Consider the following 25,795-nt stretch of genomic DNA (forward strand, 5'->3'; position numbering starts at 1 on the left):
TTTGCTCCTGTGAGGGTTCAGTCGCCCGCGCTCAGATCCTCATGCAGCAACCGATGGAACAGATGCTCACCGGCTTCGCGCCGCACCGACAGCCGTCCGGTCGAGTACGCGCGCGAGTGCAACCCGCGCTGCACCGACTTGCAGATCGCCATGTCCTCGTCCTGGATCTGCTGGCCAACATCGACACTGGCGCGATTGCGCGCATGGGCCGCCTCGGACACATCGTCGAACCAGAAGTCGAAGATCACCTCGGTCTTGTCCACGCCCAGCGGCAGCACGAGGTTGGTGTCCATCATGCCCTCGTACCAGTTGATCATCAGGTTCGGGTGCATCCAGTAGTAGAGCGCGCGATCGCCCTTGCGCACGGCGGCGTAGTCCTCCTGCGCCTTGGCCGTGGTCAGTGGACTGGACTGCAGGCAGAAGCGGCCGCCGTTTTCGATGGTGTAGTTCTTGTAGTCCAGCACGCTGTCCAGGCCCTTGTGCAGGTGCGGGACGTGGTAGCCGCCATCGAGGTAATTGTCGACGAATACCTTCCAGTTGCAGTCGAACAGGTAATGGCGGCGTTCGAAGAAATGCAGCTTCGACAGCTGCAGTGGGCGGATCTGCGCGATCAGGTCGGCACCGAGGAACTCCTCCAGGCTTGGCCCCTGCGCATCCAGCCGCACGAACACCCAGTTCTCCCAGACCGCGGTGGCGACAGGCGCCAGACCATGCTGCGAGCGGTCGAAGTGGCATTCGCTGTTGAAGCTCGGCGTGCCCTTGAGCGCGCCCTCCAGCGTGTAGGTCCAGCCGTGGTACGGGCAGCGCAGGTTCTGCGCGCAGCCGGAAGGCTCGGTCATCACCGCCGCGGCATGGTGGCGGCAGACATTGAAGAAACCGCGCAGCTCGCCGTCGCTGCCGCGCACGACCAGGATGGGTTCGCCCGCGATCTCGCAGGTGACGTACTGGCCGGGTTCGCGCAACTGGTCCAGGCGCGCGGCCATCTGCCAGGAGCGCGAGAACGTGGTACGCCGCTCGCGCTCGCTGATGCGCTCATCGACGTACCACGACGCCGGAATGGTCGAGGCCTCTTCCAGCGGCAACGTCGGATCGTACTGCCCAACCAGCTCTGCAACGGATGGATTCATTCGCCTCGCCCTGATGCGCGGGCCTGGCGGCCCGGACTGCTTCCCCGACACATACTTTCCCGCGGCTGGCGACGGTGTCAATGCGGGCCCTTCCGTGCGCACAGCGAACGCTTCCAGTCGCATTCGTGACGACGCCATTCACTTCGACGGATGGGCGGATGTCGAAGGCGCCCACCGAATTTTCCACGTCCGGTTAACGCCGCGGTGTCTACACGTGGGTCTCCCTCAAATCAGTCAGTGGAGTCCCGGCAATGGCCAGGAAAGCAACGATAGAACAGGACCAGGTCAACGAACTGCTGTTTCAGGCGCTGGAGACCGAGCTGGGCGGCATCCAGATCTACGAAACCGCCATCGCCTGCGCGGTCAACGAAGACCTGCGCGAGGAATGGCAGGGATACCTGTCCGAGACCAGGACCCATCGCAAGGTCCTGCTCAACGTCTTCGAAGCCCTGGGCCTGGATCCCGATACAAAGACACCCGGTCGCGAGGTTGTCGGCCACATCGGCAAGTCGCTGGTCGAGGCGATGACCATGGCGCGCAAGAACGGCACCCCCACCGCGGCCGAACTGGTGGCGACCGAATGCGTGGTGCTGGCCGAAACCAAGGATCACCACAACTGGGAGCTGATCGGACAGATCGCCGAACACACCACCGGCAACCTGGCGAGCGTGCTCAAGCAGGCATACGAGGCCGTGGAGAAAGACGAAGACCACCACCTGTATCACACCAAGGGCTGGAGCCGGGAGTTGTGGCTGCAGTCGCTCGGCATCCCCGCGGTGCTGCCGCCGCCGGAAGAGGTCAAGCAGGTCGAGACCGCCATTGGCGCGGCGCGTGCCGAGAAGGCGCGCGAATCGATGCCGAAGAAGCACTGATTGGACCTCAAGAGCGGATACCCGTACTGGGCCGTCAACAGCGGCCTGATGCATGCATTTCCGCGCCTGCAGGCCGACACCCGTTGTGACGTGGCGATCATCGGTGGCGGCATCACCGCCGCCCTGATCGCCGATGCCCTGGTCGAGGACGGACACGAGGTGGTCGTCCTCGAGCAGCGCGACATCGGCTGGGGCAGCACCGCGGCAAGCACCGCGCTGCTGCAGTACGAGAGCGATGTGACCCTGGGCGACCTGGCCCGCCAGTACGGAATGGACGAAGCGCTCAAGTCGTACCGGGCCTGCGCCGAAACCATCGGCGGCCTGGAAGCATTGTCGCGCCGGATCCGCGATGTCGGCTTCCAGCGCGTGAAGAGCGTGTACTACGCCAGCCGTGCCTGGCACGCGCGAGCGCTTCGCGACGAGTTCGAACTTCGTGCCGGGCACGGGTTCGACGTCGAATGGCTCGGACCGGACGAACTGCAGGAGCGTCATGGCTTCCGCGCGCCGGCGGCGATAGTCAGCACGCCGGCAGCCAGCATCGACCCGTACCGGCTGACGCTTCGATTGTTCCGCGCGCTGCAGGGCGAGGGCGCGCAGGTATTCGATCGCACCTGCGTGGCAGCGGTCATCCCTTCCGCCCGCAAGGTCGAGCTGATCACCGCAGGCGGCCAGCGCGTTCGCGCCGGGCACGTCGTTATCGCCGCCGGCTACGCTTCCCAGAACTGGCTCAAGCGACGTTACGCCAGCAACCGCAGCAGCTATGCATTCATCTCGGACCCCTTCGATCCATCGGTGCTGGAGCCGCTCCGACGCACCGTCATGTGGGAAACCGCCAGACCGTATCTCTACCTGCGCACCACGCCCGACTACCGCGTGATCGTGGGCGGCGAGGACGACGCCGTCGACATCCCGGCCCGGCGGGACAGCCGGCTGGGCAAGAAGTCACGCAAGCTGTTGGAGAAACTCGCCGCCCTGCTTCCACATCTGCAGCCATTGATTCCTGCCTTCTCCTGGGCCGGCACCTTCGCCGAGACCAAGGACGGCCTGCCCTTCATGGGCCCGCATCCGCAATGGGGCACACGCGTCCTGTTCGCGATGGCCTACGGTGGAAACGGCATCACCTACTCGATGGTCGGTCGAGACCTGATCCGCGCCGCGATCAGGAAGAAACGTCATCCCCTGTCGCAACTGTTCTCGTTCGAGCGCATGCATTGACTCCCCACCCGGGCGGACGGCGCCACCCCGACGACAGCCACAAACCCGTCAGCGACAGCCAAAAAGAGGGACCCGGCATCCCGCCGGGCCCTTCCATCACATCAAACGCAGAAGCCGCCTCAGTTCATCGGCGCATAGCGCAGCGTCAGGAACCACTCGCGACCCGGCTGGTTGTAGAACGCCACCGTCTCGTAATCACGGTCGAACACGTTGGCCACCCGTGCCTGCAGCGTCAGATCGCGGGTAAGCGCGTACTCGGCGCGCAGATCGAGCGTGCCGTAGCCGCCGAGACGACGCGTGTTGGCGACATCGTCGTAGCGCGAACCTTCGCCCACCGCAGTCAGGCCAACACGGAAATCACCAAAAGCGCGATCGACATCCAGGCGAGCACTGTTCTTGGCGCGACGGGCCAGATCGTTGCCCTCATAGAACCCACGACGATTCTCGGTGTCGAGGAAACTGATTGCACCATTGATCGTCCAGTCCGCGATCGTCGTGTCGGCCGACAGCTCCGCACCCTGCATGCGCGCCTTCTCGACGTTGTTGGGAAGATTGATCGCCGCATCGAACGCGATCAGATCGTCGACGTCGGTGCTGAAGGTATCGAGGTGCACGTTGAAACCGTTACCCAGATAGGCCACGCCAAGCTCCCAGGTCTCCGAGTCTTCCGGGCGCAGGTTGGGGTTGCCGAAGAACGGGTAGTACAACTCGTTGAACGTCGGCGCCTTGAACGCACTGCCGTAGCCAGCAGTGACGCGCCAGCTGTCGGCGAACACCAGGCCCCATGCCGCGCCGCCGGTGGTGTGGCCACCGAACTGCTCGTTGTCGTCGTGGCGCACGCTGGCCTCCAGCGACTGCGCGCCGAACTTGCCCTGGTACTGCACGAAGGCTGCCTTGTTGTCGCGCTCGTCCTCGTCGTAGCGGGTGGTGCCCTCGACGCTGTCGTTGAGCCAGTCCAGGCCGACGCTGACGAGCTGGTTGGCGGCGAGGCCGAAGTCGCCCTGCAGCGTGGCGCTGTCACGGTTGGTGCTGAAGAAATCGAGGTAGGTGTCGCCGAGGAAGTTGTCGGACGAGTCGACGTTGCGGCCGGCGGTCAGGTGCACGTCGACGCGGTCGGACGGGTGCCAGCGCACCTTGCCGCCGATGACCTGCTGCACGGTTTCGGCGCGGTCGGTGAAGTCGCCGTCGAACTCGTTGTCGCCTTCGTTGCGCAGGGCATGGCCTTCCAGCGTCCACTGCTCGCCGAGGTTGATTCCACCGCGCAGCGACAGGGCGTCCTTCTCATAGCCGTCGCGGTCGGGCTGGGAGTCGAGGGCGATGAAGCAACCGGCGCCGTCGAACGTGGCCGGGTCGAAGAAGCCGTTGCAGGCGTTGATGCCGCCGGTGCGCGTGTGCTGGTAGTCGGCGCCGAACCAGCCACGGTCGTTGCCTCCGCCGAAGCCGACGCCATAGCCGAGGGTGTCGTTGCTGCCGCCGTCGAAGCGCACGCGCGGGGCGAATGCATGCTTGTCGCGGCGGGTGAACACCTGGATCACGCCGCCGATGGCGTCGGCGCCGTACAGGCTCGAGCGCGGGCCACGGACGATCTCGACGCGGTCGATCATCTCGATCGGCAGGTCCTGGAACGCGGTCAGGCCGGAGGTGGCCGAGCCGACGCGGATACCGTCGACAAGCACCAGCACGTGATCGGATTCGGCGCCGCGCAGGAACAGCGTGGTCAGCTTGCCGTCGCCGCCCTGGTTCGACATCGAGATGCCGGCGCGGCCGCGCAGCAGGTCGGGCAGCGAGCGCGCCTGGCTGGCGCGGATCTGTTCGGCGTCGATGACTTCCACCGGCGCCAGTGCGTCGTTGACGCTGACCGCGGTGCGGTTGGCGGTGACGATGACCTGGTCCAGGTCGGTGGCGCCGGCGGTGTCCTGCGCCTGGGCGAGCGCGGGCGCGGCGAACAGGCACGCGACAGCGAGGTGCACGGCCATCGACATCGGGGTACGCAATTGCATCGATATTTCTCCAACGCACGGCTCGTGCCGTGACGGGCAACTGGGGACGTCGCGAGGAGAGTGCACGGGGCTGCGGTGTGGGCGCACGGCGCCAACGTCGCCGCCGCGATGCCCTCCGCATCGCAACCAGGGGTGGGCCCGGCCGTACTGTCGTGTACAGGCGCGTGACCCTGCTTCCAGGCCGGTCTCCGGACTCGCGAGTGGAGGCATGTGCTCTCCGGCGCCGCGCCTTCCCGTGTCATGCACAGTGGCGGATGCAGCGCTTGTACTCGCTTACCGTTGCGGGGGCAGTGCCGGAATGATCCCTGCGGGGACGTCACCGGCTTCCCGTTTCAACCCGCCGGCAGACGCCGCCGGGTCACCTCGAAGCGGGCGCAGTCTACGCGATATGTTCCCCGCTGCCCAAATGTCCTCTCGTGATGCGGGGGCTTCGCATGGGCGGCGTCCGCCGGGCCGGGGATTGCTACGCCCGGCAGACGACATCCTGTCTCTATGCCGGGCGTGGGCCATCCATGGCCCACTGCTTCGCAATCCCCGACCCGGCGGACGCCGCTTCGGCAATTCGTTGCCCGGTCTTCGATTTGATGTCATCCCCGCGAAGGCGGGGAGGGACGTTGCCCTGCCTCAATCCCGCTCGGCGGGCTCGTCCAGCAGCGACGGCATCTCCATCGTCTCTTCGGCGATCTGGGTCGTGGTCACCGGTCCCGCCGGTGGGCGGTAGCGCGGTGGCGGCAGCAGGGCGATTGCGGCTTCGGTGGCGGCAATCAGCTCGGCGCGGCGTTCGTCGGAGACTTCCTGCCAATGGCAGTCCTGCAGCGCGCCCTCGATGGCGTACAGCAGGTTCAAGGTCGGTTTGAAGCCGGCGCGCTTGACCCGCATGAACGCCTCCACCGTGCCCACTCCGGCCAGGTCCTCGCGCGTGCGCAATCCCACCTGGCGCAGCCAGGCCGCGGACTTGGGCCCGATGTTGCGCATCTTGTCGGTGCTGTTTGCGGCGTTTTTTGCGGTATTCATGCCAGCGACTCCACGAAGGCCTGGGCAATCGCCTCCAGGCCGCGCTGGTCGTCGGCGTCGAAGCGGTCGAAGTGCGGGCTGTCCAGATCGAACACGCCGATCAGCTGGCCATCCCCCCCCACAAGTGGCACGACCAGTTCGGAGTTAGACGCAGAATCGCACGCAATGTGGCCAGGGAAGGCGTGGACGTCGGCGATCCGCTGGGTCTGGCGGGTGGTCGCGGCAGCCCCGCACACCCCCTTGTCGAGCGGAATCCGGATGCAGGCGGGCAAGCCCTGGAAGGGGCCGACCACCAGTTCGGTGCCGTCGTAGAGGTAGAAACCGACCCAGTTCAGGCCCGGCAGCGAGTTGTAGACCAGCGCCGAAAGGTTCGCGGCATTGGCGACACGGTCGCGCTCGCCATGCACGAGGGCGCGCGCCTGCTCGAGCAACTGTGCGTACTGTTCGGGCTTGGGCCCGCTTAGACTTTCGCTGGTGAACATAAGCGCCTCTTTCCCGCAGTCTACCAGCGTGCATGTCAGGCCCGGGTGCCGGCCATGAGCGACGCTACGTCCCATGAATGCGCGGGCTGGTTCATTACCGGCACCGATACCGGCATCGGCAAGTCCCTGGCCAGCGCGACCTTGCTGCACGCATTGCGCGGGCGCGGCCTGCGCGCGGTCGGGATGAAGCCGCTGGCGAGCGGCTGCGAGGTCACCTGCGATGGCCTGCGCAACGAGGATGCGTTGCTGCTGCAGGCGGCCAGTGCGCCGCGGCCGGACTACGACGACGTAAACCCCTATGCACTGTTGCAGCCGCTGGCGCCGGAACTGGCCGCCGCCGATGCCGGCGTGACGGTGCGACTGGAACCGATCCTCGATGCGCACGCGCGGCTGGCGGCGATGGCCGATGCCGTCGTCGTGGAAGGCGTGGGTGGCTGGGCTGCGCCGTTGTCGGCCACGCTCGACCAGGCCGACCTGGTGCGCGCGCTGAAACTGCCGGTGGTGATGGTCGTCGGCCTGCGCCTGGGTTGCATCAATCACGCGCGCCTGACTGCGCGTGCGATCGCTGCCGATGGTTTGCAGCTGGCCGGATGGATCGGCAACGACATCGATCCGCACATGGCGCGCGCGGACGACAACTTCACGCTGCTGCGGCAGCGCCTGCCGATACCTTGTTGGGGTCGCCTGCCATTCTGCGATCGGCCCGGGCCCGATCCCGCCGAACTGGCCCATTTGCTGGACCTGTCTGGCATCCAGCCTGGCATCCAGCCTGGAATCTGCTGAGCCGGCTTGTGCCTGATCCGGCGTGATTCCCCTCTGTGTGACTTCTGGGGGGTTGGCAGAAAACTCAGAATGCTAGACTGGGCGGTATAGGAATTAAACCAATCTGAGCATCATCGCTCGTACATGACGGAACCGGAGTCCTCCCCCATGGTCAAGAACCCGCGCTCGGTGGCACTGGCCGCCGCGTTGGCCCTCGCACTCTCCGCCTGTGGTGGCGGCAAGGATCAGGCACAGGGGGGCGGCATGCCTCCTCCGGAAGTCGGCGTAGTCAAGCTGCAGCCCGGCAACGTGCCGTTGCAGAAGGATCTTGTCGGTCGCCTCGCGCCGTTCCGCAGCGCCGACGTGCGCGCCCGCGTGCCGGGCGTGCTCAAGCAGCGCCTGTATGCCGAAGGCACCGACGTGAAGGCGGGGCAGGTGCTGTTTCAGATCGATCCCGACCAGCTGCAGGCATCGACCGGCCAGTCCCAGGCCGCGCTCGCGGCGGCGGAGGCGAGCTACGCCAACGCCAAGTCAGCCGCTGACCGCGCCCGTCGCCTTGCGCCGCAGAAGTTCGTCTCGCAATCCGACCTCGACAACGCCCTGGCCGCCGAGCGCAGCTCCGCAGCTGCAGTGAAGCAGGCCAAGGCCGCGCTCGCCGATGCCCGCATCAACCTGGGCTACGCCACCGTGCGCGCGCCGATCAGCGGCCGCGCCGGCAAGCAGCAGGTCACCGAAGGCGCACTGGTCGGCCAGGACACGGCGACGCTGCTGACCACCGTCGACCAGATCGATCCGCTGTATGTGAACTTCTCGGTCAGCGTCACCGAGCTCGAGCAGATCCGTCGCGCCCGCACCGGCGCCGGCACCGGCCAGGGCGAGGTCCAGATCGTCCTGCCCGACGGCAGCACCTACCAGCGCACCGGCACGATGGACTTCTCCGGCGACGTGGTCGATCCGGCCACCGGCGCGATCGCGATGCGCGCGCGCATCCCCAACCCGGACAAGAACCTGCTGCCCGGTACCTATGTGACGCTGAAGGCGACGCTCGGCGAGCAGGCCAATGCCTACCTCGTGCCGCAGGTCGGCCTGCTGCGCGACGCCAAGAGCGCCTACGTGCTCGTCGTCGGCGGCGACGGCAAGGTCGCGCGCAAGGACGTCGTTACCGATCGCCTGCAGGGCGACAGCTGGGTCGTGAGCACGGGCCTGGCCGCTGGCGACCAGGTCATCGTCTCCGGCATCCAGCGCGCAACGCCGGGCCAGCCGGCCAAGGCCGCACCGGTCGCCGCCGATGGCAAGCCCGACCAGGGCGCCAAGCCCGACGCCAAGCCTGCCGCCGAGGCGCAGGCAAACAAGGACTGACCCCCAGCCATGTCCAGATTCTTCATCAACCACCCGGTATTCGCCTGGGTCATCGCGATCCTGATTTCGCTATGCGGCGTGCTGGCGATCGCCAACCTCGGCGTCGAGTCGTACCCGAGCATCGCCCCGCCGCAGGTCACCGTGTCGGCGTCGTACCCGGGCGCGAGCGCCGAGACGGCTGAAGGCGCGGTCACCCAGGTGATCGAGCAGCAGCTGACCGGCATCGACAACCTCGTCTACTTCAACTCCTCGTCGAGTTCGAGCGGCGGTTCCAACATCACCCTGACGTTCGCACCGGGCACCGACCCGGACATCGCCCAGGTGCAGGTGCAGAACAAGGTCGCACTGGCAACGCCGCGACTGCCGACCGAAGTGAACCAGCAGGGCGTGGTGGTGGCCAAGGCCAACGCCGGCTTCCTGATGGTGGTGGCGCTGCGCGCCGACAGCGAGACCTACGACCGCGACAGCCTCAGCGACATCATCGGCTCGCGCGTGCTCGACCAGATCGCGCGCGTACCGGGCGTGGGCAGCACCCAGCTGTTCGGCAGCGAATACGCCATGAACATCTGGCTGAACCCGGACAAGCTGCGTGGCTTCGGCCTGTCGGCGACGCAGGTGCTGACCGCCGTGCGCGGCCAGAACGTGCAGTTCGCGGCCGGCAAGATCGGCGCCGATCCGGCTCCGGCCGGACAGGCGTTCACCGCGACGGTGTCGGCCGAGGGCCGCTTCAGCACGCCCGAGCAGTTCGGCAACATCATCCTGCGCACCAACACCGACGGCACCAGCGTGCGCCTGCGTGACGTGGCACGCATCGGCCTGGGCGCGACGTCCTACGGCTTCGACAGCCGCTGGGACGGCAAGCCGGCCGCCGGCTTCGCCATCCAGCTGGCGCCGGGCGCCAACGCGCTGGGCGTGGCCAAGGCAGTCTATGCGCGCATGGAGGAACTGCAGAGTACCTTCCCGCCGGGCGTGAACTGGTTCTCGCCGTACGACAGCTCGACCTTCGTCTCGGTCTCGATCAAGGAAGTGATCAAGACCCTGGGCGAAGCGATCGTGCTGGTGTTCCTGGTGATGCTGATCTTCCTGCAGAACTTCCGGGCGACGCTGATCCCGACGCTGGTGATCCCGATCGCACTGCTCGGCACGTTCCTGGGCATGTACTTCATCGGCTTCACGATCAACCAGCTCAGTCTGTTCGGCATGGTGCTGGCGATCGGCATCGTGGTCGACGACGCGATCGTGGTGATCGAGAACGTCGAACGCATCATGACCGAGGAGGGCCTGTCGCCGAAGGCGGCCACGCGCAAGTCGATGAGCCAGATCAGCGGCGCGGTCGTGGCGATCACCGTGGTGCTGGCGGCGGTGTTCATCCCGTCGGCGTTCCAGGGCGGTTCGGCCGGTGAAATCTACAAGCAGTTCGCCATCACCATCGCCATGGCGATGTTCTTCTCGGCGTTCCTGGCGCTGGGCTTCACCCCGGCGCTGTGCGCGACGCTGCTCAAGCCCACCGCCGACCACCACCGCGACAACTTCATCTTCCGAAACTTCAACAAGCTGTACGACAAGGTCAGCCGCACCTACATCGGCCATATCGGCGGCGCGATCAAGCACACACCGCGCTGGATGATGGTGTTCGGGCTGCTGGTGGTGCTGTGCGGCTTCCTGTTCACGCGCATGCCGGGCAGCTTCCTGCCGGAGGAAGACCAGGGCTATGCGATCGCCCTGATCGGCCTGCCGCCGGGCGCGTCGATCACGCGCACCAATACGGTGCTCGACCAGGTCCGCGAGACCATGCAGAAGCAGGAAGGCTTCGACGGCATCTTCCAAGTCTCGGGCTTCAGCTTCGTCGGCCAGGGCGAGAACGTCGGCATCGCCTTCATCCGCCTCAAGCCCTGGGACGAGCGCAAGGTCACCGCAAGCGAGTTCATCCAGAACGCCAACATGGCGCTGTATGGCATCCGCGACGCGCAGATCTTCGTGATCAACTTGCCCACGGTCAGCGGCCTGGGCCAGTTCGGCGGCTTCGACATGTACCTGCAGGACCGTAGTGGTAAGGGCCGGGAGGCGTTGGCCGAGGCGCGCAACACGCTGCTGGGCAAGGCCAACCAGAACCCGGCGCTGACCGCGGTGCGTCCCAACCAGCTCGAGGAGTCGCCGCAGCTCAAGCTCGACGTCGACCGCGTGCAGGCGCAGTCGATGGGCCTGTCGGTGTCGGACATCTACAACTCGATCCAGCTGATGCTGGCGCCGGTGTACGTCAACGACTTCGTCGACTCCGGCCGCGTCAAGCGCGTGACAATGCAGGCCGATGCGCCGTACCGCACCGGTCCGGGTTCGCTGGCGAACTTCTACACGCCCAGCCCCGACGGCGACGCCGACGACACCGATCCCAATGGCGCGATGATCCCGTTGTCGAACGTGGTCAAGAGCCACTGGATCACCGCCTCGCCGTCGCTGACCCGCTACAACGGTTACTCGGCGGTGGAGATCGTCGGTTCGCAGGCACCGGGCCACAGCTCGGGCGAGGCGATGAAGGAGATGCAGAACATCGTCGAGGAAGACCTGCCGGAAGGCTTCGGTTACGACTGGACCGGCCAGTCGTACCAGGAAATCCTCTCGGGCAACCAGGCGCCGGCGCTGCTGGCGCTGTCGATCCTGGTGGTGTTCCTGTGCCTGGCGGCGTTGTACGAAAGCTGGTCGGTGCCGGTGGCGGTGCTGCTGGTGGTGCCGCTGGGTGCGCTGGGTGCGGTGCTGTTCTCGCTGATGCGCGGCCTGCCCAACGACATCTACTTCAAGATCGGCCTGATCACGGTGATTGGCCTTGCCGCCAAGAACGCGATCCTGATCGTGGAGTTCGCGATCGAGCAGCGCCAGCATGGCAAGACGCTGCGCGAGGCCACGATCGAGGCGGCGCACCTGCGCCTGCGTCCGATCCTGATGACCTCGTTCGCCTTCATCATGGGCGTGTTCCCGCTGGCGATTTCCAGCGGCGCCGGCGCCAACTCGCGCCACGCGATCGGCACGGGCGTGATCGGCGGCATGATCTTCGCCACATTCCTGGGCCTGCTGCTGATCCCGGTGTTCTACGTCGCGGTCCGGCGCGTGCTGGGCGACAAGCTCGACGAGAAGCCGGTGCTGGTCCACGACGAAGACGAAGAACCGGTGCCGCGACCGGCGACCTGATCGCCGCTCGCGTCCGAACGCAAACAGCCCGCCATTCGGCGGGCTGTTTGTTTCCGGAGTCAGTCATTCGCGCGAAGGCTGGAATCCACGGACGTCGCCCCAGGCCGCGACGTCGTCCCAGGCCGCGCAAAAGAAAAAACCCGACAGCTTTCGCTGCCGGGCTTCCATACCACCGCCGGGAGGGGTTGGCGGGGAGAGAGAATAGAAATCAGTTGGCCTGGAGAGAGGCGCCTGTTTCGACTTGCTTGGACTTACTTGGCAGCCTTGCCGGCAGCCTTGAGGGTGTTGTCGACGCTGGTCTGCACCGAGGTCTGCACGCCCTTGGCGGCGGACTCGAACTGGGCCTTGGCCAGCTCGGTGATCGCACCGTGCGTCTTGAGCGAACGGCCGAAAACTTCCTGGCCGGTGCTGACGCTGCGCTCGAGATTCTCGCGGGCGACCTGCACGCCCTTCGGCAGCAGCGACTTGGCGCTGTCGAAATCGCGCACTTCGGCGGCTTCGCCGAGGAAGGCGAAGGTCGCGTTGACGCGCTCTTCGATCGCGGCAAGCTGCAGGCCGAACACGGCCTCGGCGTTGTCGAGGGCGAGGCGGTTCACCTGCGCGGCGGTCTCCGCGAACTGGCGCGTCGCGGCGGCAAATTGCTCGTTGAACGGCTGGTACATGGTTGACTCCGTTAGGTGGATCAATCCGGGGAGGGAGTTCGGATTGTGCGGTGCAGCATAATCCAGATTGTGTTGCAGTGCAACATGGCTGGAACGGAGGGTTCAGGCGGCGGTCAAAACCGTGGCGGGATGCCCGGACCGGCTGCCAGAATCCATCCACACCGCGGGCCGGAACTGGGGCCATAACTGGGGCCATAACTGGGGCCATAACTGGGGCCAGAACTGGGGCCAGAACCGCGTCACACGACCGACAGGGCCCTTCTGTCACGGTCTGAATGCGCCGGAACAAGGATGATGGGCCTCCAGGATGACCAAACGATGATCCCAGACCCCATGCCTGGAACCCCCCTGCCTGGTGCCGCCCTGCCTGGAGCCGCCCTGCCTGGAGCCGCCGTGACTGGAGGCGCTGTCCCCGGATCCCGCTTCCCGCGCCTGTTCCGGGCCGGTATCGGCCGTCTGGCCGTCCTCGCCGTGCTGGCCCTCCCGCTCGCGGCCGCTGCCCAGCAGCCAACCCAGCAGCCCACCGCGCAGCCCACCGCGCAGCCCACCACCCCGCAGCCGGCCCAGCCTGCCGATCTCCCCTGCGTCGGCCTGGTCCTGGGCGGCGGTGGCGCCCGCGGTTCGGCCCACGTCGGCGTCCTCAAGGTCCTGGAGCGCGAGCGCATCCCGGTGTGCAAGGTCGCCGGCACCAGCATGGGATCGATCGTGGGTGGCCTGTATGCGACCGGCTACACCCCGGCGGAAATGGAAACCCTGATCGAGACCATCGACTGGGCCGACATGTTCGTCGACGACCCGCCGCGCGCCGGCCAGCCGATGCGCCGCAAGGACGCCGACTTCCGCTACCTGCTCGACCTGGAGATCGGCTACGCCGAAGGCCGCGTGGTGCTGCCGGTCGGCATCGTGCAGGGGCAGAAGCTGTTGATGCTGCTGCGCCGGCTGACGCTCTCGACCTGGGACGTGAAGAGCTTTGACGAGCTGCCGGTGCCGTTCCGCGCCGTCGCCGCCGACATCATCACCGGCGACAAGGTCGTGTTCGACGACGGTGACCTGGCGCTCGCGATCCGCTCGAGCATGTCCGTGCCGGGCGCGTTCGCGCCGGTTCGCATCGGCGACCGCCTGCTCGTCGATGGCGGCATGGCCGACAACGTGCCGGTCGACGTGGTCCGCAAGATGGGCGCGCAACGCCTGATCGTGGTCGACGTCGGTTCGCCGCTGCACACCGAGGCGACCCTGACCAATCCGCTGGCGATCATGGACCAGATGATCTCCGCGCTGATGGCCGAGAAGGTACGCGCGCAGCTGGCCACGCTCGGCGACCAGGACGTGCTGATCCGGCCCGAGCTGGGCGACATCACCGCATCGGAATTCAACCGCGGCGCCGAAGCGATCGCGATCGGCGAGCGCGCGGCCGAAGCCATGCTGCCGCAACTGCGCACGATGGCGGTCGACGAGAAGACCTACGCCGCCTACCGTGCCAACCAGCGACAACGCAACTTCGACGTGGGGCTGGTGAAGTTCCTCGACGTCAGCAAGGGCAATTCGCCATCGGCCAATCGCCAGGTGGAGCGCGCCGTCGCCGACAACCTGGCCAAGCCGTTCGACGTCGACGAGGTCGAGAAGGACATCGGCACTGCCTATGGCGACGGCCGCTTCCAGCAGATCGACTACCGCCTGGCCCAGCACGATGGCGAACTCGGCCTGGAGATCATCCCCGTCGACAAGCCGTGGCGCGCGTTCGGCAAGCTCGGCTTCCAGCTCGACGACAACTTCAACGGCCGCAGCAGCTACATGGTCTCGGCCGAGCTGACCTTCAACAACATCAACAGCCTCGGTGCGGAATGGCGCAACGTGGCGCGCCTGGGTCGCATCACCGGCCTGTTGTCGGAGTTCTACCAGCCCTTCGGCGAGACCGGCGAGTTCTACCTGAAGCCGTCGATCGAATTCCGCAACGAGTCGCTGCCGCTGTGGCTCAACGGCAACCAGCTGGCGGAATTCCGCATCAACCGTCGCGAGGCCGCCCTTGAGGCGGGCTATTCGCCGCAACCGGAGTGGCGCGTATCCGCCCAGCTCGTGCGCGGCCGCGACGAGGCCGATCTGCTGATCGGCAATCCCAACGACTTCAAGGGTGGCGACGAGAGTTTCGCCGGCGTCGACTACAACGCCACCTGGGACACGCTCGACAACATCAACTTCCCGACGAAGGGCACGCGCGTCAGCGTCGACCTGGAGACCTACTACGACGTGCTGGGGGCCAACATCGAGGGCAACGTGGCACGGGCGACGGTGGACTGGGCCCATGCGTGGGGCCGTTACCACCTGCTGCTGGGCGCGCGTACGAGCAGTGCGCTCGAGGACGACACCTTCTTCGAGACCCAGGGCTTCCTGGGCGGCTTCCTCAACCTCTCGGGTTTCGACGAGCGCGCACTGTTCGGCAACCAGACCGCGCTGGCGCGCGCTGTCCTGTACCGGCGCACCGGCAACACCAGCCGCCTGTTCTCGCTGCCGATGTACGTCGGCGCCAGTCTGGAGACGGGCAATGTCTGGCGGAGCAAGGACGAGGTCGATGCCGACGATCTGATCCTCGCCGGCAGCCTTTTCATCGGTTTCAGCACGCCGCTGGGGCCGATGTTCCTGGCCTATGGCGGCAACGACGACGGCGAGAGCTCGTGGTACCTGACCTTCGGCTCGCTGTTGCGTCCGACGGTGAAGTAGCGCCGGTCAGCTGCCGCGGTAACGGCAGCCCGACGTGCAGGTCTCGTGCACGACGATCTCCGACAGCAGCGGCAGCGACGGCTTGAGGTGATCCCAGATCCACACGGCCAGGCGCTCGCTGGTCGGATTGTCGAGGCCGTCGATGTCGTTGAGGTAGTGGTGGTCGAGGCGGTCGTAGAGCGGCTGGAAGGCCGCCTTGACGTCGCCGAAATCCATTACCCAGCCCGCATGCGGGTCGATCTCGCCCTCGACGTGGATCTCGATGCGGAAACTGTGCCCGTGCAGGCGCGCGCATTTGTGCCCCGGCGGCACGTTCGGCAGGCGGTGCGCGGCCTCGAGGGTGAAAGCCTTGAATATCTTCATGGCGCCAGTTTACTCCGCAGCGCCCCCGGGCCGGACCGCGGGCGCGGTCAACTGCCGCAGCCGGCCTTGGCGCCGGCGCGGGCCGCGGCATTGGCCGCGCCGACATAGCGGCCAACCAGTGCCTTGAGCTGGTCGAACTCCTCGCGGCGGGTGACCGCTCCGGCGATGGTCCGGCCCGAGACCGGTTCGCGCACCACCAGCGTGCCCCAGAACCCGGAGTGGCCCGTCGCACCGACGCCGTCGAAGGTGTAGGTGAGCAGGCCCAGGCGGTAGGGGCTGTCGGCGGGCAGGCCCACCGGCGACTGCATCAGCGCCAGCGTGGCGCTGTCCTTGAACACCCGGCCGGCCAGCAGTGCCTCGAAGAAGGTCGCCATGTCGGCCGGCGTGGCGACGATGCCGCCGCCGCCGAACAGGTCCATCGACGGATCCCAGTCGTAGGTGTCGTCGCCCTCGAAGAACTGATGTGCACGCGTCCGGCCCCTGGCGGACTCGGCGCGCTCCCACCAGGTATCGGGAAGGCCACGCTTGTCCAATGCGAGCTGGCTGCGCACCGCTTTCGGCAGCGACTGGCCGCTGACGCGCTCGATGATCGTGCCGAGCAGGATGTAGCCGGTGTCGGAGTACGAATACTTCTCGCCCGGCTTGCCGACCGGCTGCGTCCACTCCACCAGGTGCGCGACATCCTCCGCCGGCGTCCATTTCGTGCTGGGGTTGGCCTTGACCGCGGCGATGAACTGCGGCGCCTGGGCGTGATCGGCCAGCCCGGAGGTGTGGCTGAGCAACTGCCGCACGGTCATCGCGCCGGGGTCGTAGCCATCGCTCTTGAGCTGGTCGAGCCAGGGCTGCGGAAGGTAGCGATCGATGGTGCTGCGCAGGTCGAGCTTGCCGGCTTCGTGCAGTCGCAGCGCGGTGGCGGCGACGTAGGTCTTGGTCACGCTGGCGATGCGGAAGCCTTCGTCGCCTTTCAGTGGCGTTGCCGTGGGCGCCGCCAGCACGCGCGTGTCGCGTGCGCCATCGGGCGCCAGCGTCGATACCACGATCTGTCCCTTGAGGGCGGCGGCGTCGAGCGAAGACGCGGCCTGGGCCAGGCAGGCATCGGCCGCCGATGCAGCGAACGCTGCGGGGTAGAGCAGTGCAAAAAGGGCAATACGGGGCAGAGGCATGGTGGTCGGCTCGATCCGGGCGCAGTGGCGACATCTTGAACCGCTCGGGCACGGCTCGACCATGGCATTGGTCACGCCAGGGAGGTTCGCCAGCGCAACGTGGCGTTCCATGACGTTGCATGCCGACGCTGTGCACGCGACGCTCGCATCGATGAACCCCACCCGAGCGTCAACGTGCGGCTATCGATGTCTTCACGCGACGGTACGCGCCGATTTCCACACTGGCCCCACACCAAAGCGGGAGGAACGCATGAGGATGAAGTCCAAGACGATGAAGTCGACGATGAAGTCGAAGCTGTCAGTGATCGTGGCTGCGTCGCTGCTGTTTGCAGCGGCCATGCCGATGCAGGCACTGGCCCAGGACAAGACGATGGAAGCCGAGGAAGGCGATGCGTCGCAGGCCGCCAGTGATACCTGGATCACCACCAAGGTCAAGACGGACCTGATGGCGACGTCGAATGTGCCGGGCACGACGATCGATGTTGAAACGGTGAACGGCAGGGTGTCCCTGGCCGGCACCGTCGACAGCAAGGCCAGTGCCGACAAGGCGGTCACGGTCGCCAAGGGAATCAAGGGCGTCAAGAGCGTCGATGCCTCCGCGTTGAAGGTCGCCAAGAAGTAGAAGTGAAGTTGCGCGACGACCGCAACGCGCTGCCCCTCTCCCGCCCTCCGCGGGAGAGGGGTTTTTATTGGGGGGTTCCTACCCTTTGAGGGAGTCCGATCATGGCCATGAAGAAAGCCGCGAAGAAGAACGCTGCCAGGAAGCAGGCGGCATCCGCGACCACTGCCACCGTCGCCCGCCAGCGCAAGATCCAGAAACAGGTCGACACCCGCGACAAGGCCAAGCCGAAGGCGGACAAGCCTGAAGAGAAGAAGCCCGTCCAGGCAGGCGAACGCAGGCAACCGCAGAATCCGTTGCCGCGCCAGCACCTGCGCAAGCCCGGCAACGAGCACGAACTCGCGCCCAGCCCGCGTTACCTGGCGCCTGACTATCGCGGCAGCGGCAAGCTCGACGGCATGCATGCACTCGTTACCGGGGGCGACTCCGGCATCGGCCGTGCGGTCGCGGTGCTGTTCGCCCGCGAGGGCGCGGACGTGGCCATCGTCTACCTCAACGAACACGTCGATGCGGAAGCCACCTGCAAGCAGATCGAAAGGGAGGGGCAGCGCTGCCTGCTGATCCCGGGCGACGTCAAGGACTCCACCTTCTGCAACGCTGCCGTGGCGGCGGCGGTGGAAGCCTTCGGCGGCCTCGACATCCTGGTGAACAACGCGGCCTTCCAGGAGCACGCCGACACGCTGGAGGCGCTGACCGACCAGCACCTGCAGGAAACGCTGCAGACCAACATCGCCGGTTACTTCCACATGGCGCGCGCCGCGCTGCCGCACCTCAAGCGCGGAAGCAGCATCATCAACTGCGGTTCGGAGACCGGCATCTTCGGCAGCAAGCACCTGCTCGACTATTCCGCAACCAAGGGTGCGATACACGCCTTCACCCGCTCGCTGGCCAGCAATCTGCTCGAGCGCGGCATCCGCGTGAACGCGGTCGCGCCGGGCCCGGTCTGGACGCCGCTCAATCCTGCCGACCGGCCGGCCGACGACGTGTCGAAGTTCGGCCAGGACAGCGACATGGGTCGCCCGGCGCAACCGGAGGAGATCTCGCCGGCGTTTGTCTTCCTCGCTTCGCCGGTGTGCGCCTCCTATGTCAACGGCGTGATCCTGCCGGTGATGGGCGGGCCGCGCGGGTGAACCGCGCTTTGGCCCTCATGGGCGCGCGGGATCGATCCTGCCGCGTTCGCGCATGCGCAACCCGGCCGCTTCCTCGCGCGCGCCCATGATCATTTCGCCCAGCCACTTGATCAGGATCGCGGTGTAGGCCTTCTGCGCGGGCTTGTCCGTGAACGCATGATCGGCATTGTCGACGGTGCGCCGGGTCAGCGAGCGCGCGTGCCGGAACGCCTCGGCGTAGTTGTCGATCACCGCCTCGGGCACGATCTCGTCGTGTTCGGCGGCGACCAGCAGCGCATGCCCGCGGTAATCGGCACAGGCGCGCAGGGCCCGGTTCTGATCCCAGCGCAGCGTGCTGCGGCGGTACGCGCGCAGGTCGGTGTCGACGTGCAGGCGCAGCTTCGGCAGGTCCCAGCCTTCGTCCTTGTAGAGGGCCGGCGAGCGCAGCGCCAGCCAGTGCACGGGGCGCAGTGCGGTCAGCAGCGCCGCCAGGTAGCCGCCGTAGCTGATGCCGACCACCGCCACGGCGGTCGGGTCGACGTTGGGCCGGCGCACCAGCCAGTCATAGGCGGCGACGAGGTCGGCCAGGTTCTGCGGCCGGTTCACGTTTTCCCAGTGGCGCGCGGTACGCTCGTGCCCGCGCAGGTCGAAGGTCAGGCAGACGCAGCCAATGCCGGCCGCTTCGCGCGCACGCACCAGGTCGTGCTCCTGGCTGCCGCCCCAGCCGTGCACGAACAGCACGCCGGGAAGGCGCGCGGCTGGGGAGAGGACGGTGCCGCAGATGCGCTCGTCCTCGACATCGAGTTCGACGGTCTCAAGCCGGATGTCCATGACGCTCGGTGCCCTGGAGATCGCTGCCGGGTTCAGATGCGCATGCCGGTGCATCGTCAGGTTCGACGATGCCGTACTTGGTGATCGCGCCCACCACCGGGTCCTCCGCGCGGAACGACACTTCGGCGCCAGCCGGAACGTCGATCAGATCGTAAACCTCGCACGAGGACACGCAGATTCGCTGCAGCCCGGGGTCGGCCTTGAACGCCTGCAGCGCGAGGACCTCGGCCGGCGATGCGCCGCCGATCCGCCACGACTGCTCCAGCACGCCGCAGCGCATGGCGCCACTGCTGTCCTCGCCGACGACGATGTCGTAGTTGCGGCGCGAGGCGAAGAACTGCGGATACGCGCGGCCGACTTCGCGGTCGTAGCCGATCGCGCTGGCAATGGCGTGGCTTTCGTCTTCGTTGCGGCTGGCCCGCAGCAGGTCGTCGAGACCGCCACGCAGGCAACGCAGCGTCGATCCGCCGTATACCTCGTGCCTGGCGTGGTTGTGCGTGGTGCGCTGGGTGCCGCTGTAGGCCAGGCCGATCGCGCCGACCGTCAACACGCCGACGCTGTGGGTGACCGCATGGCCCAGGTTCAATTCCAGTCCCAGCCCGAACTCGCGCATCGCCCCGGCATCGAGCGCGGATACGGCGGCGTCGAGTTCATCGAAGTCGGCAACCACGCGCTGGCCGGAGCCGCCGATGCCCTGGCCCGGCTTGGTCCGGATTGGCGCGCCCACCGCCAGCAACGAGCGGCCCGCGCGACGCGCGTCGTCCGGGTTGAACACGCTCATGCCGGGCAGCACGAACGGCGCCAGCGCCTCACCGAGCGAACGCGACCAGCCCTCGGGAAGATCGCGCGCGTCTGCAGGCGCCGGATGCGTGATCGACTTGGTGGCCACGAAGGGGTGGGGCACCACGCCGCCGAACAGGTCGCCGGGGCCGCGGATGCCCAGTTGCGCCGCTTCGGAAGCCAGAAGGGTGCGATCGGGGACGAAGTAGAGCGGGCCGGCGTAGGCGCGATCGGGCACGTACTCGCCGGCGAAGGCGGCACCTGTCAGATCGGCCAGCCGCTGCGCGGCCCATTGCCGCGTCGCCCTCTCGTGGATACCGCGCTTGCGCGTGAGGATCAGGTCGAGCACCGATCCGCGAGCATCTGCGCCGCGACCGAACGCCATCGCGGTTCAGTCCCGCGGTTTGGCCGGCACGAACGGCGACACCGGATCGCTGGCCGGAAAGGTTTCGTTCAACGCCTCGTCGAGATTGTCGCTTTCGTGGCGCTTGCGTCGCGCCCGTTCCCCTGCGCCCTTGTCGCCAGGCGTGGCGGTGTCGGAACGGCGCGAACGATGGATCGGCGGATCTTTCCGGTCCTGATGGCCAGCCATCGCGTACTCCGTGTCTTGGGGCGTCTTCGACGATACGGACGCGACGCTAATGCCACGTGAGGACTGCGCTGCCTGCGCGTGCACGCGCGTTGCGATGCGGTGAAGAACTCAATGCCAGGCGCTGCCGACCTGGATGTAGAACGTCTCGTCTTCAGGCCCCCACGCGTAGTCGATGCCGGTGTAGAGGCCAAGCTGGCGCGCGATCAGATAGCGCACGCCGGTGCCCTTGGAGACCTGGCTCTGGCCGTCGCCGAAACTGTTGTGTCGGCCCCAGGTGCGGCCTGCGCCGGCGAAACCGATCAGGGCCCAGCGCGGAGTCACGTTCCAGCGCAGCTCCGTTTCCAGCGTGGCCGCACGCGTGTCCTGGTAGCGGGCCGAACCGATGCCGCGCAGGTCGATGTAGGGCAGGCGGTAGAACGGAACGTCGCCGTTGGCCCAGCGCACGTCCGCGCGACCGCCCAGGACGAAGCGCTTGTCGCCGAACGGCAGATAGCCGAAGGCGTGGCCGCGATAGCTCTGGAAGTCGTTGTCGCTGCCGATCAGGTCGTCGTAGAAGTTGCCCTCGATCATGCCCAGCCAGCCGCTGTTGGGCGTGAACGTGTTGTCGCGGTCGTCGAACTCCAGCGACAGGCCCAACCCGGAGCTGCGCTCGTTCAGCTCCTTGTCCGTGAACAGGTTGCGATCGGACTCGATATCGAAGCCGATATCCAGGTCCATGTAGATCCACGCCAGCCCAAGGAACAGGTCCTGCTGGCCCAGTCGCCTGAACACCTGCTGCAGCGACATGATGCCGTCCATGTTGTAGCCGATCTGCTGCGGCGGCAGGAAGCGGCCTTGCGTGTAGAAGTCGAGGTTGATGTCGGCCTTGGCGACGCCACCGCGATAACGCCAGCGGTCGTCGTCGAAATGCAGGATTGCACCGGCGCCGTAGGCCTGGCTGCCGTTGGAGGTGCGAATGGCGCCGAAGCCGTAGATATCAGGCGTCACCATCATCTTGCGCCCGTCCTCGCTGGTGCGCGCGGTCGAGCCCTCGGGCTTGTGGAAGAACGTCAACGCGATGCCGCCACCTGTGCCCACGGCCGGGTCGGTGATGATGATCGGCACCGGCAGGAAGCCCTTGTGCTCCAGCAGCCAGCGCGACATGTCGAACTTGCCGTCGGCGGGATCGTGCAGCAGTTCGAGGAAGCCCGGCTTGACCGGGCCGTCGGATGTCACCTCGTCAGCGGCATGCGCCGGCGTCAAATTGGCAATTGCGAACAAGAGCGGGAAAACAGCAATCGGTGCCAGTGGTGATTTCATCCATCGTCCTTGCGGCAATCCGTTCGCAGTTCAGAACGTGATGCTGGCCGAGAGCATGAACGGCTCGCCCTTGAGCCGGTTCTCCACGTCGAACTCCTTGAGCCAGCGTGCGGAGAACTCGACCTGGCCGCCGTCCCACTTCTTCGCGTACGTGGCGATCGGGCCAAGCGCCAGCGAGTGGCCCTTGAAGCCGTCAAGGCGATCGGCGATGGCGCTGTCGTCGTCCTCGATCTGTTCGATCCAGCCACCGACGCCGCCAATGCCCCAGCCGTTGGCGAAGCGTTTGACCAGCAGCGAGTCGACGCGGAACACGGCGCCGTTCTGGTAATCGGTGGCGTCGTTCTCGGTGTAGATGTCGACCGCGGTGGTGGTGCTCCATTCCAGCGTGCCCTTCTGGAACAGCTGGGTGTAGCCAACGGTGGGCGAGAACGTCCAGTTGTTGAGGCTGGGGTTGGCCAGTCGCCCGACTTCGTAGTCACCGGTCGGCGCGTAGATGTACAGCGACAGAGAGACGTGGCGCAGCTGGTCGATGTGGTAGCTGGCGATCACAGGCGCGAAGAAGGCGTCGAACAACCCCGTGTCGCTGTCGCTGCGGCTGCCGCTGATCGGCCCCAGGCGCAGGTCGGCATCGGCGCTGACATCGATGAACGGAATCGTCGCCATCGAGGCGAAGTTCCAGCGGCCTTCGCCGGTGTCCCAGATGTACAGGCCGGTAAAGGTGAGCATGTCGAACGTGCCGGTCAGTCCGACCGCGCTGACGCCACCGATCGGGATCTCGCGCTGGCCGCCGATCTCGCCCGAGTAGTAGGCGTACCCGATCTGCATGTTCCAGCCGGGTGTCGGTGGGATCAGTCCCGAATAGGACGCCGCCTGCAGGCCGGTGATCGGACGTCCGACCGCGCCTTCAGTTGCATGCGCCGGCGCGAAGACTGCAGCGGCACCGACGGCCGCTGCAAGGATGGTTCCACGAATGCTTTTGTTCATCAGGCCCCCCGGCCGTCATCGAGAATCAGCGCCGCCGGAAGCCGCCGCCGCCGCGACCGCCGCCCATGCTCGGACGGAATCCGCCGACGGGTCGGTTGTAGCCGCCGGCAGGACGGTTGTAGCCACCTGCAGGGCGGTTGTAGCCGCCGGCAGGACGGTTGTAGTTGCCGCCACCCGAACCCATGTTCGAAGGCCGGCCGCCATAGCTGCCGCCAGTGATGCGTTCGTTGCCGCGATCACGCGCCATGCGTTCGCTGTCGAGGTCGCGGGTCTCGCCGCCCGGGTTCCTGGACGAGTCCGGACGCGTGACCTGGCTCCAGCCGTTCTCGTCGTGCTTGTAGACGTTGCCATCCTTGCCGGCATAGACGTTGTCGTTGACGTTGACCACGCCACCGTGGCTGAGCGTTCCGGTGTCGGCGTTGTAGTGGAAGCCACCTGCACCCTTCGCGTCGACACGATTTCCCTGGCTGTCGAATGCGCCAGCACCGGCCGCACCGTTGGGGCCGGCAACCGCGCCGCCTGCGCTCTGCGTGACGCGGCCGGTGTTGGTATTGACCGTTGTGCGGCTGCCGCCGGCCGCTGCCTGCCCGGTGTAGGGATTGACCGCCGCGGCGCCACCGCCGGCGACCACGCGGCCGGTCTGCGGGTTGTAGCGGATGCCCTGCGCTCCTGCGGTCGTGGTGCCGGTGTAGATGTTGGTGTTGACGCCGGCGCGGCCGACGCCGCGACCGCCGGTGGCTTCGTTGTAGTAGCCACCGCGTCCACCGCGACCGACATTGCCGGTCCACGGATCGGCCCAGGCTGCGGCGGTGCCGCGAACAGCGGCGTTGCCCCAGTGGCCGTAGACATTCCACGCGGCCGCGCCGCCACCCCAGTAGCCCCAGCCGTAACCCGGGCCGTACCACGGGCCCCACCATGGGCTGTAAGGCCCGTACCAGCCGCCGTACCAGCCCCAGCCGTAGCCGAACGTCCAGCCGACCCAGGCATTCCAGCCGAAGTACACGCCCATGCCATAGGTGGCGGGGCAGCCGTACCAGTACGCACCGACCCAGGGATCGCAGGCGTAGCCGGTGCCGTAGACAACGACGTTGTCGGTGACCACCGTGCCGTAGTAGCCCGGCGTGTAGCCGACATACACCTCGTCATCGCTGCTGCCATACACGCGCACGTAGGTGACGTAATGCAACGGCGAACTGGTCGGGATCGAATAGATCTCGGCCGGCACGCTGGTCGCCACGGCCCACGGTCCGGTCGCGGAGCTGGAGGAGAACCAGATGCCCTTGTCGACTGCATAGAAACTGTTGGCCGTGACCTTGATCACCGGCACGGCGGTGTTGTGCGCGTACTGCAGGCTGGTGCCGCCGATCGAGACGAACTGCGGCGCACCGTCGTACTGCACGTTGAGCTTGGCTTCGTTGCGCTTGACCGTGGCGTTCTGCGGGATGTCGTTGGCGATCAGCGCCTCACGCGATTCGGGCGTGTTGGGGATCGAGGCCAGCACGCCGCTCTTCGGGCTGTCGGGCGGGATCTTCGCAAACTCGGCCGGCAAGCTCGCCGGTGGCACATAGCGCCACGGCCCTTTGCTGGTGGCCGCGGTGAACCAGCGGCCAGACACCAGCACGTACCAGGCGTTGTCGGCGGCGCCGTCGAGCAGAACGTCTGCGCCGGTGTTGTCGATGTAGCTCAGCCTGGTGCCCGGGATGGCGACGAACTGCGGCTCGCCCTGCACCGAAACAAGTTCGGCCGGGTGCGTGCGCACGAAGATGTCGGGGGCCCTGCCGGCGGCAAAGTCCTGCTTGAGCGCATCGGGCGGATCGTCGAACGTGTCGGCGTCCTTGCCCACCTTCGCCATCGCCTGGGTCAGCGCGGCATCGACACTGGCCGCTGCCGTCCACGGACCGCTCAGCGCGGGCGCGGTCGACCAGTGGCCGGCAACGTTGGTGTAGTACTTGCCACCCTGCTGCAACAGCAGCGAACGGGTGTTGATCACCCGCTGCACGCCCGAAACGCCGCTGGGCTTGAGCGCGGGCTCGCCATCCACCAGCACCAGCACGGCCGGCGTGGTGCTGAAGATGATGTCGGGCGGATCGTTCTTCACCGGCAGCGACGGCGGCATCTTCGCGTCGACCTTGGCAATGGCCATCGCCGACTCGAGCATGTCCAGCGACACGGTCAGGGTCGACTTGGTCTTCAACTGCTGGCGTGCCAGCTCCAGGTACTGGGCCTGCTTCGCGGTTGCGGTGGGGAAGCTGGCCGAGGGCAGTTCCAGGTCGGTCAGCACCACCGCGCGCGCTTCCTTGTCGATCTCGGTGCGGGCCTGGAACTGGACCACGCCGTAGTCGAACGCGGGCTCGGACTTGCCGCTCTTGCCGGTATGGACGCCCGACTTCACCGCCATTACGAAGCGGCCCTTGAGCTGGTTGCCTTCCCAGCTGTCGTACTGCGGCTGGTGGACGCTGAAGCTGGTGCCCTGCACGGTGAAGTCACGCGGGAACGGGCGCGCGTCGATCGTCGTCGCGCCCGCCCCGGAGGCGGATGTTCCCTGCGCAGCCACCTGCGGGATGCCGATTGCGGCGGATCCGATGAGCACTGCAATGGCCAGGCTCAGGACGGGCAGGAAGGGGTGGATGCGCATGGAAGGCCTCAATGCAGTGAAACTGGATG

21 protein-coding genes and 1 riboswitch are annotated in these 25,795 nt (G+C 66.9%); of the genes, 8 read left to right on the top strand and 13 right to left on the bottom strand.

All coding sequences use genetic code 11. The features are described 5' to 3' along the window. Positions 1-17: 17 nt before the first annotated feature. Entirely contained in the window at positions 18-1,127 is a 1,110-nt protein-coding gene (locus AC1DER_RS09065; protein WP_477244516.1) for an aromatic ring-hydroxylating oxygenase subunit alpha, read from the bottom strand. Positions 1,128-1,378: 251 nt separating this feature from the next. Here AC1DER_RS09065 and AC1DER_RS09070 point away from each other — a divergent pair, with 251 nt between their 5' ends. Together AC1DER_RS09070 and AC1DER_RS09075 are read left to right on the top strand one after the other, a co-directional pair. Then, entirely contained in the window at positions 1,379-1,999 is a 621-nt protein-coding gene (locus tag AC1DER_RS09070) for a ferritin-like domain-containing protein (RefSeq protein ID WP_477244518.1), read from the top strand. Beyond that, the gene (locus tag AC1DER_RS09075) at positions 2,000-3,214 is read left to right on the top strand and encodes an NAD(P)/FAD-dependent oxidoreductase (protein WP_477244520.1); all 1,215 of its coding nucleotides are present in this window, start codon (positions 2,000-2,002) and stop codon (positions 3,212-3,214) included. A 119-nt stretch (positions 3,215-3,333) separates the two neighbouring features. Here the strand turns inward: AC1DER_RS09075 and btuB are convergent, their stop codons facing one another. The 3 genes from btuB to AC1DER_RS09090 form a co-directional block, all read right to left on the bottom strand. Next, positions 3,334-5,214: a TonB-dependent vitamin B12 receptor gene (gene btuB / locus AC1DER_RS09080; protein ID WP_477244522.1), complete on the bottom strand. Its 1,881-nt coding sequence runs from the start codon at positions 5,212-5,214 to the stop codon at positions 3,334-3,336. 162 nt (positions 5,215-5,376) lie between these two features. Beyond that, positions 5,377-5,595, bottom strand: a riboswitch (cobalamin riboswitch). Between the two features lie 243 nt (positions 5,596-5,838). Further along, a complete protein-coding gene (locus AC1DER_RS09085; RefSeq protein ID WP_441816573.1) occupies positions 5,839-6,228 on the bottom strand; it encodes a TfoX/Sxy family protein in 390 nt (129 codons plus the stop codon). Further along, on the bottom strand, positions 6,225-6,710 hold the full coding sequence (locus AC1DER_RS09090) for a GAF domain-containing protein (protein ID WP_441816574.1): 486 nt from the start codon (positions 6,708-6,710) through the stop codon (positions 6,225-6,227). Before AC1DER_RS09090 ends, AC1DER_RS09085 begins: the two co-directional genes overlap by 4 nt. 54 nt (positions 6,711-6,764) lie before the next feature. Here AC1DER_RS09090 and bioD point away from each other — a divergent pair, with 54 nt between their 5' ends. The 3 genes from bioD to AC1DER_RS09105 all read left to right on the top strand — a co-directional run bounded on the left by bioD (position 6,765) and on the right by AC1DER_RS09105 (position 12,014). Then, positions 6,765-7,493 (top strand): dethiobiotin synthase, encoded by a 729-nt coding sequence (gene bioD / locus AC1DER_RS09095; protein ID WP_477244524.1) that lies wholly within the window; start codon positions 6,765-6,767, stop codon positions 7,491-7,493. A gap of 147 nt (positions 7,494-7,640) precedes the next feature. Continuing rightward, positions 7,641-8,831: an efflux RND transporter periplasmic adaptor subunit gene (locus tag AC1DER_RS09100; protein WP_441816576.1), complete on the top strand. Its 1,191-nt coding sequence runs from the start codon at positions 7,641-7,643 to the stop codon at positions 8,829-8,831. A gap of 9 nt (positions 8,832-8,840) precedes the next feature. Continuing rightward, the gene (locus AC1DER_RS09105) at positions 8,841-12,014 is read left to right on the top strand and encodes a multidrug efflux RND transporter permease subunit (protein WP_441816577.1); all 3,174 of its coding nucleotides are present in this window, start codon (positions 8,841-8,843) and stop codon (positions 12,012-12,014) included. A 251-nt stretch (positions 12,015-12,265) separates the two neighbouring features. Here AC1DER_RS09105 and AC1DER_RS09110 read toward each other — a convergent pair whose 3' ends face one another. Then, entirely contained in the window at positions 12,266-12,676 is a 411-nt protein-coding gene (locus AC1DER_RS09110; RefSeq protein ID WP_441816578.1) for a phasin family protein, read from the bottom strand. A gap of 393 nt (positions 12,677-13,069) precedes the next feature. Here AC1DER_RS09110 and AC1DER_RS09115 point away from each other — a divergent pair, with 393 nt between their 5' ends. Then, a complete protein-coding gene (locus AC1DER_RS09115; protein ID WP_477244527.1) occupies positions 13,070-15,391 on the top strand; it encodes a patatin-like phospholipase family protein in 2,322 nt (773 codons plus the stop codon). A 6-nt stretch (positions 15,392-15,397) separates the two neighbouring features. On the opposite strand, the gene queD is transcribed toward AC1DER_RS09115, so the two are convergent. Both queD and AC1DER_RS09125 read right to left on the bottom strand, forming a co-directional pair. Continuing rightward, positions 15,398-15,754, bottom strand: coding sequence for a 6-carboxytetrahydropterin synthase QueD (gene queD, locus AC1DER_RS09120; RefSeq protein WP_477244529.1), 357 nt, complete (start codon positions 15,752-15,754; stop codon positions 15,398-15,400). 47 nt (positions 15,755-15,801) lie between these two features. Continuing rightward, positions 15,802-16,917 (bottom strand): serine hydrolase domain-containing protein, encoded by a 1,116-nt coding sequence (locus AC1DER_RS09125; protein WP_477244531.1) that lies wholly within the window; start codon positions 16,915-16,917, stop codon positions 15,802-15,804. A 250-nt stretch (positions 16,918-17,167) separates the two neighbouring features. Between AC1DER_RS09125 and AC1DER_RS09130 the strand changes: the two genes are divergently transcribed. Both AC1DER_RS09130 and AC1DER_RS09135 read left to right on the top strand, forming a co-directional pair. Continuing rightward, a complete protein-coding gene (locus AC1DER_RS09130; RefSeq protein ID WP_477244533.1) occupies positions 17,168-17,539 on the top strand; it encodes a BON domain-containing protein in 372 nt (123 codons plus the stop codon). 101 nt (positions 17,540-17,640) lie between these two features. Further along, on the top strand, positions 17,641-18,666 hold the full coding sequence (locus tag AC1DER_RS09135) for an SDR family oxidoreductase (protein ID WP_477244535.1): 1,026 nt from the start codon (positions 17,641-17,643) through the stop codon (positions 18,664-18,666). Between the two features lie 15 nt (positions 18,667-18,681). On the opposite strand, the gene AC1DER_RS09140 is transcribed toward AC1DER_RS09135, so the two are convergent. The 6 genes from AC1DER_RS09140 to AC1DER_RS09165 all read right to left on the bottom strand — a co-directional run bounded on the left by AC1DER_RS09140 (position 18,682) and on the right by AC1DER_RS09165 (position 25,766). After that, complete coding sequence (locus AC1DER_RS09140) at positions 18,682-19,476, bottom strand: alpha/beta hydrolase family protein (protein WP_477357887.1); 795 nt, start codon at positions 19,474-19,476, stop codon at positions 18,682-18,684. Further along, positions 19,460-20,641: a DUF3182 family protein gene (locus AC1DER_RS09145; RefSeq protein ID WP_477244539.1), complete on the bottom strand. Its 1,182-nt coding sequence runs from the start codon at positions 20,639-20,641 to the stop codon at positions 19,460-19,462. Before AC1DER_RS09145 ends, AC1DER_RS09140 begins: the two co-directional genes overlap by 17 nt. Positions 20,642-20,647: 6 nt before the next feature. Next, positions 20,648-20,848 (bottom strand): hypothetical protein, encoded by a 201-nt coding sequence (locus tag AC1DER_RS09150; protein WP_441816586.1) that lies wholly within the window; start codon positions 20,846-20,848, stop codon positions 20,648-20,650. A gap of 108 nt (positions 20,849-20,956) precedes the next feature. Continuing rightward, on the bottom strand, positions 20,957-22,147 hold the full coding sequence (locus AC1DER_RS09155) for a BamA/TamA family outer membrane protein (protein WP_477244542.1): 1,191 nt from the start codon (positions 22,145-22,147) through the stop codon (positions 20,957-20,959). A 30-nt stretch (positions 22,148-22,177) separates the two neighbouring features. Then, the gene (locus AC1DER_RS09160) at positions 22,178-23,131 is read right to left on the bottom strand and encodes a SphA family protein (RefSeq protein WP_441816588.1); all 954 of its coding nucleotides are present in this window, start codon (positions 23,129-23,131) and stop codon (positions 22,178-22,180) included. A 25-nt stretch (positions 23,132-23,156) separates the two neighbouring features. Further along, positions 23,157-25,766: a hypothetical protein gene (locus AC1DER_RS09165; RefSeq protein WP_477244544.1), complete on the bottom strand. Its 2,610-nt coding sequence runs from the start codon at positions 25,764-25,766 to the stop codon at positions 23,157-23,159. Between the last annotated feature and the right edge of the window lie 29 nt (positions 25,767-25,795).

It is taken from the genome of Lysobacter sp. 05T417 (genome assembly GCF_056396405.1).

Coding starts and splice junctions, on each gene's coding strand:
- AC1DER_RS09065 (WP_477244516.1), bottom strand. CDS start 1,127: ATGAATCCATCCGTTGCAGAGCTGGTTGGGCAGTACGATCCGACGTTG.
- AC1DER_RS09070 (WP_477244518.1), top strand. CDS start 1,379: ATGGCCAGGAAAGCAACGATAGAACAGGACCAGGTCAACGAACTGCTG.
- btuB (WP_477244522.1), bottom strand. CDS start 5,214: ATGCAATTGCGTACCCCGATGTCGATGGCCGTGCACCTCGCTGTCGCG.
- AC1DER_RS09085 (WP_441816573.1), bottom strand. CDS start 6,228: ATGAATACCGCAAAAAACGCCGCAAACAGCACCGACAAGATGCGCAAC.
- AC1DER_RS09090 (WP_441816574.1), bottom strand. CDS start 6,710: ATGTTCACCAGCGAAAGTCTAAGCGGGCCCAAGCCCGAACAGTACGCA.
- bioD (WP_477244524.1), top strand. CDS start 6,765: ATGAGCGACGCTACGTCCCATGAATGCGCGGGCTGGTTCATTACCGGC.
- AC1DER_RS09100 (WP_441816576.1), top strand. CDS start 7,641: ATGGTCAAGAACCCGCGCTCGGTGGCACTGGCCGCCGCGTTGGCCCTC.
- AC1DER_RS09105 (WP_441816577.1), top strand. CDS start 8,841: ATGTCCAGATTCTTCATCAACCACCCGGTATTCGCCTGGGTCATCGCG.
- AC1DER_RS09110 (WP_441816578.1), bottom strand. CDS start 12,676: ATGTACCAGCCGTTCAACGAGCAATTTGCCGCCGCGACGCGCCAGTTC.
- queD (WP_477244529.1), bottom strand. CDS start 15,754: ATGAAGATATTCAAGGCTTTCACCCTCGAGGCCGCGCACCGCCTGCCG.
- AC1DER_RS09125 (WP_477244531.1), bottom strand. CDS start 16,917: ATGCCTCTGCCCCGTATTGCCCTTTTTGCACTGCTCTACCCCGCAGCG.
- AC1DER_RS09130 (WP_477244533.1), top strand. CDS start 17,168: ATGAGGATGAAGTCCAAGACGATGAAGTCGACGATGAAGTCGAAGCTG.
- AC1DER_RS09135 (WP_477244535.1), top strand. CDS start 17,641: ATGGCCATGAAGAAAGCCGCGAAGAAGAACGCTGCCAGGAAGCAGGCG.
- AC1DER_RS09140 (WP_477357887.1), bottom strand. CDS start 19,476: ATGGACATCCGGCTTGAGACCGTCGAACTCGATGTCGAGGACGAGCGC.
- AC1DER_RS09145 (WP_477244539.1), bottom strand. CDS start 20,641: ATGGCGTTCGGTCGCGGCGCAGATGCTCGCGGATCGGTGCTCGACCTG.
- AC1DER_RS09150 (WP_441816586.1), bottom strand. CDS start 20,848: ATGGCTGGCCATCAGGACCGGAAAGATCCGCCGATCCATCGTTCGCGC.
- AC1DER_RS09155 (WP_477244542.1), bottom strand. CDS start 22,147: ATGAAATCACCACTGGCACCGATTGCTGTTTTCCCGCTCTTGTTCGCA.
- AC1DER_RS09160 (WP_441816588.1), bottom strand. CDS start 23,131: ATGAACAAAAGCATTCGTGGAACCATCCTTGCAGCGGCCGTCGGTGCC.
- AC1DER_RS09165 (WP_477244544.1), bottom strand. CDS start 25,766: ATGCGCATCCACCCCTTCCTGCCCGTCCTGAGCCTGGCCATTGCAGTG.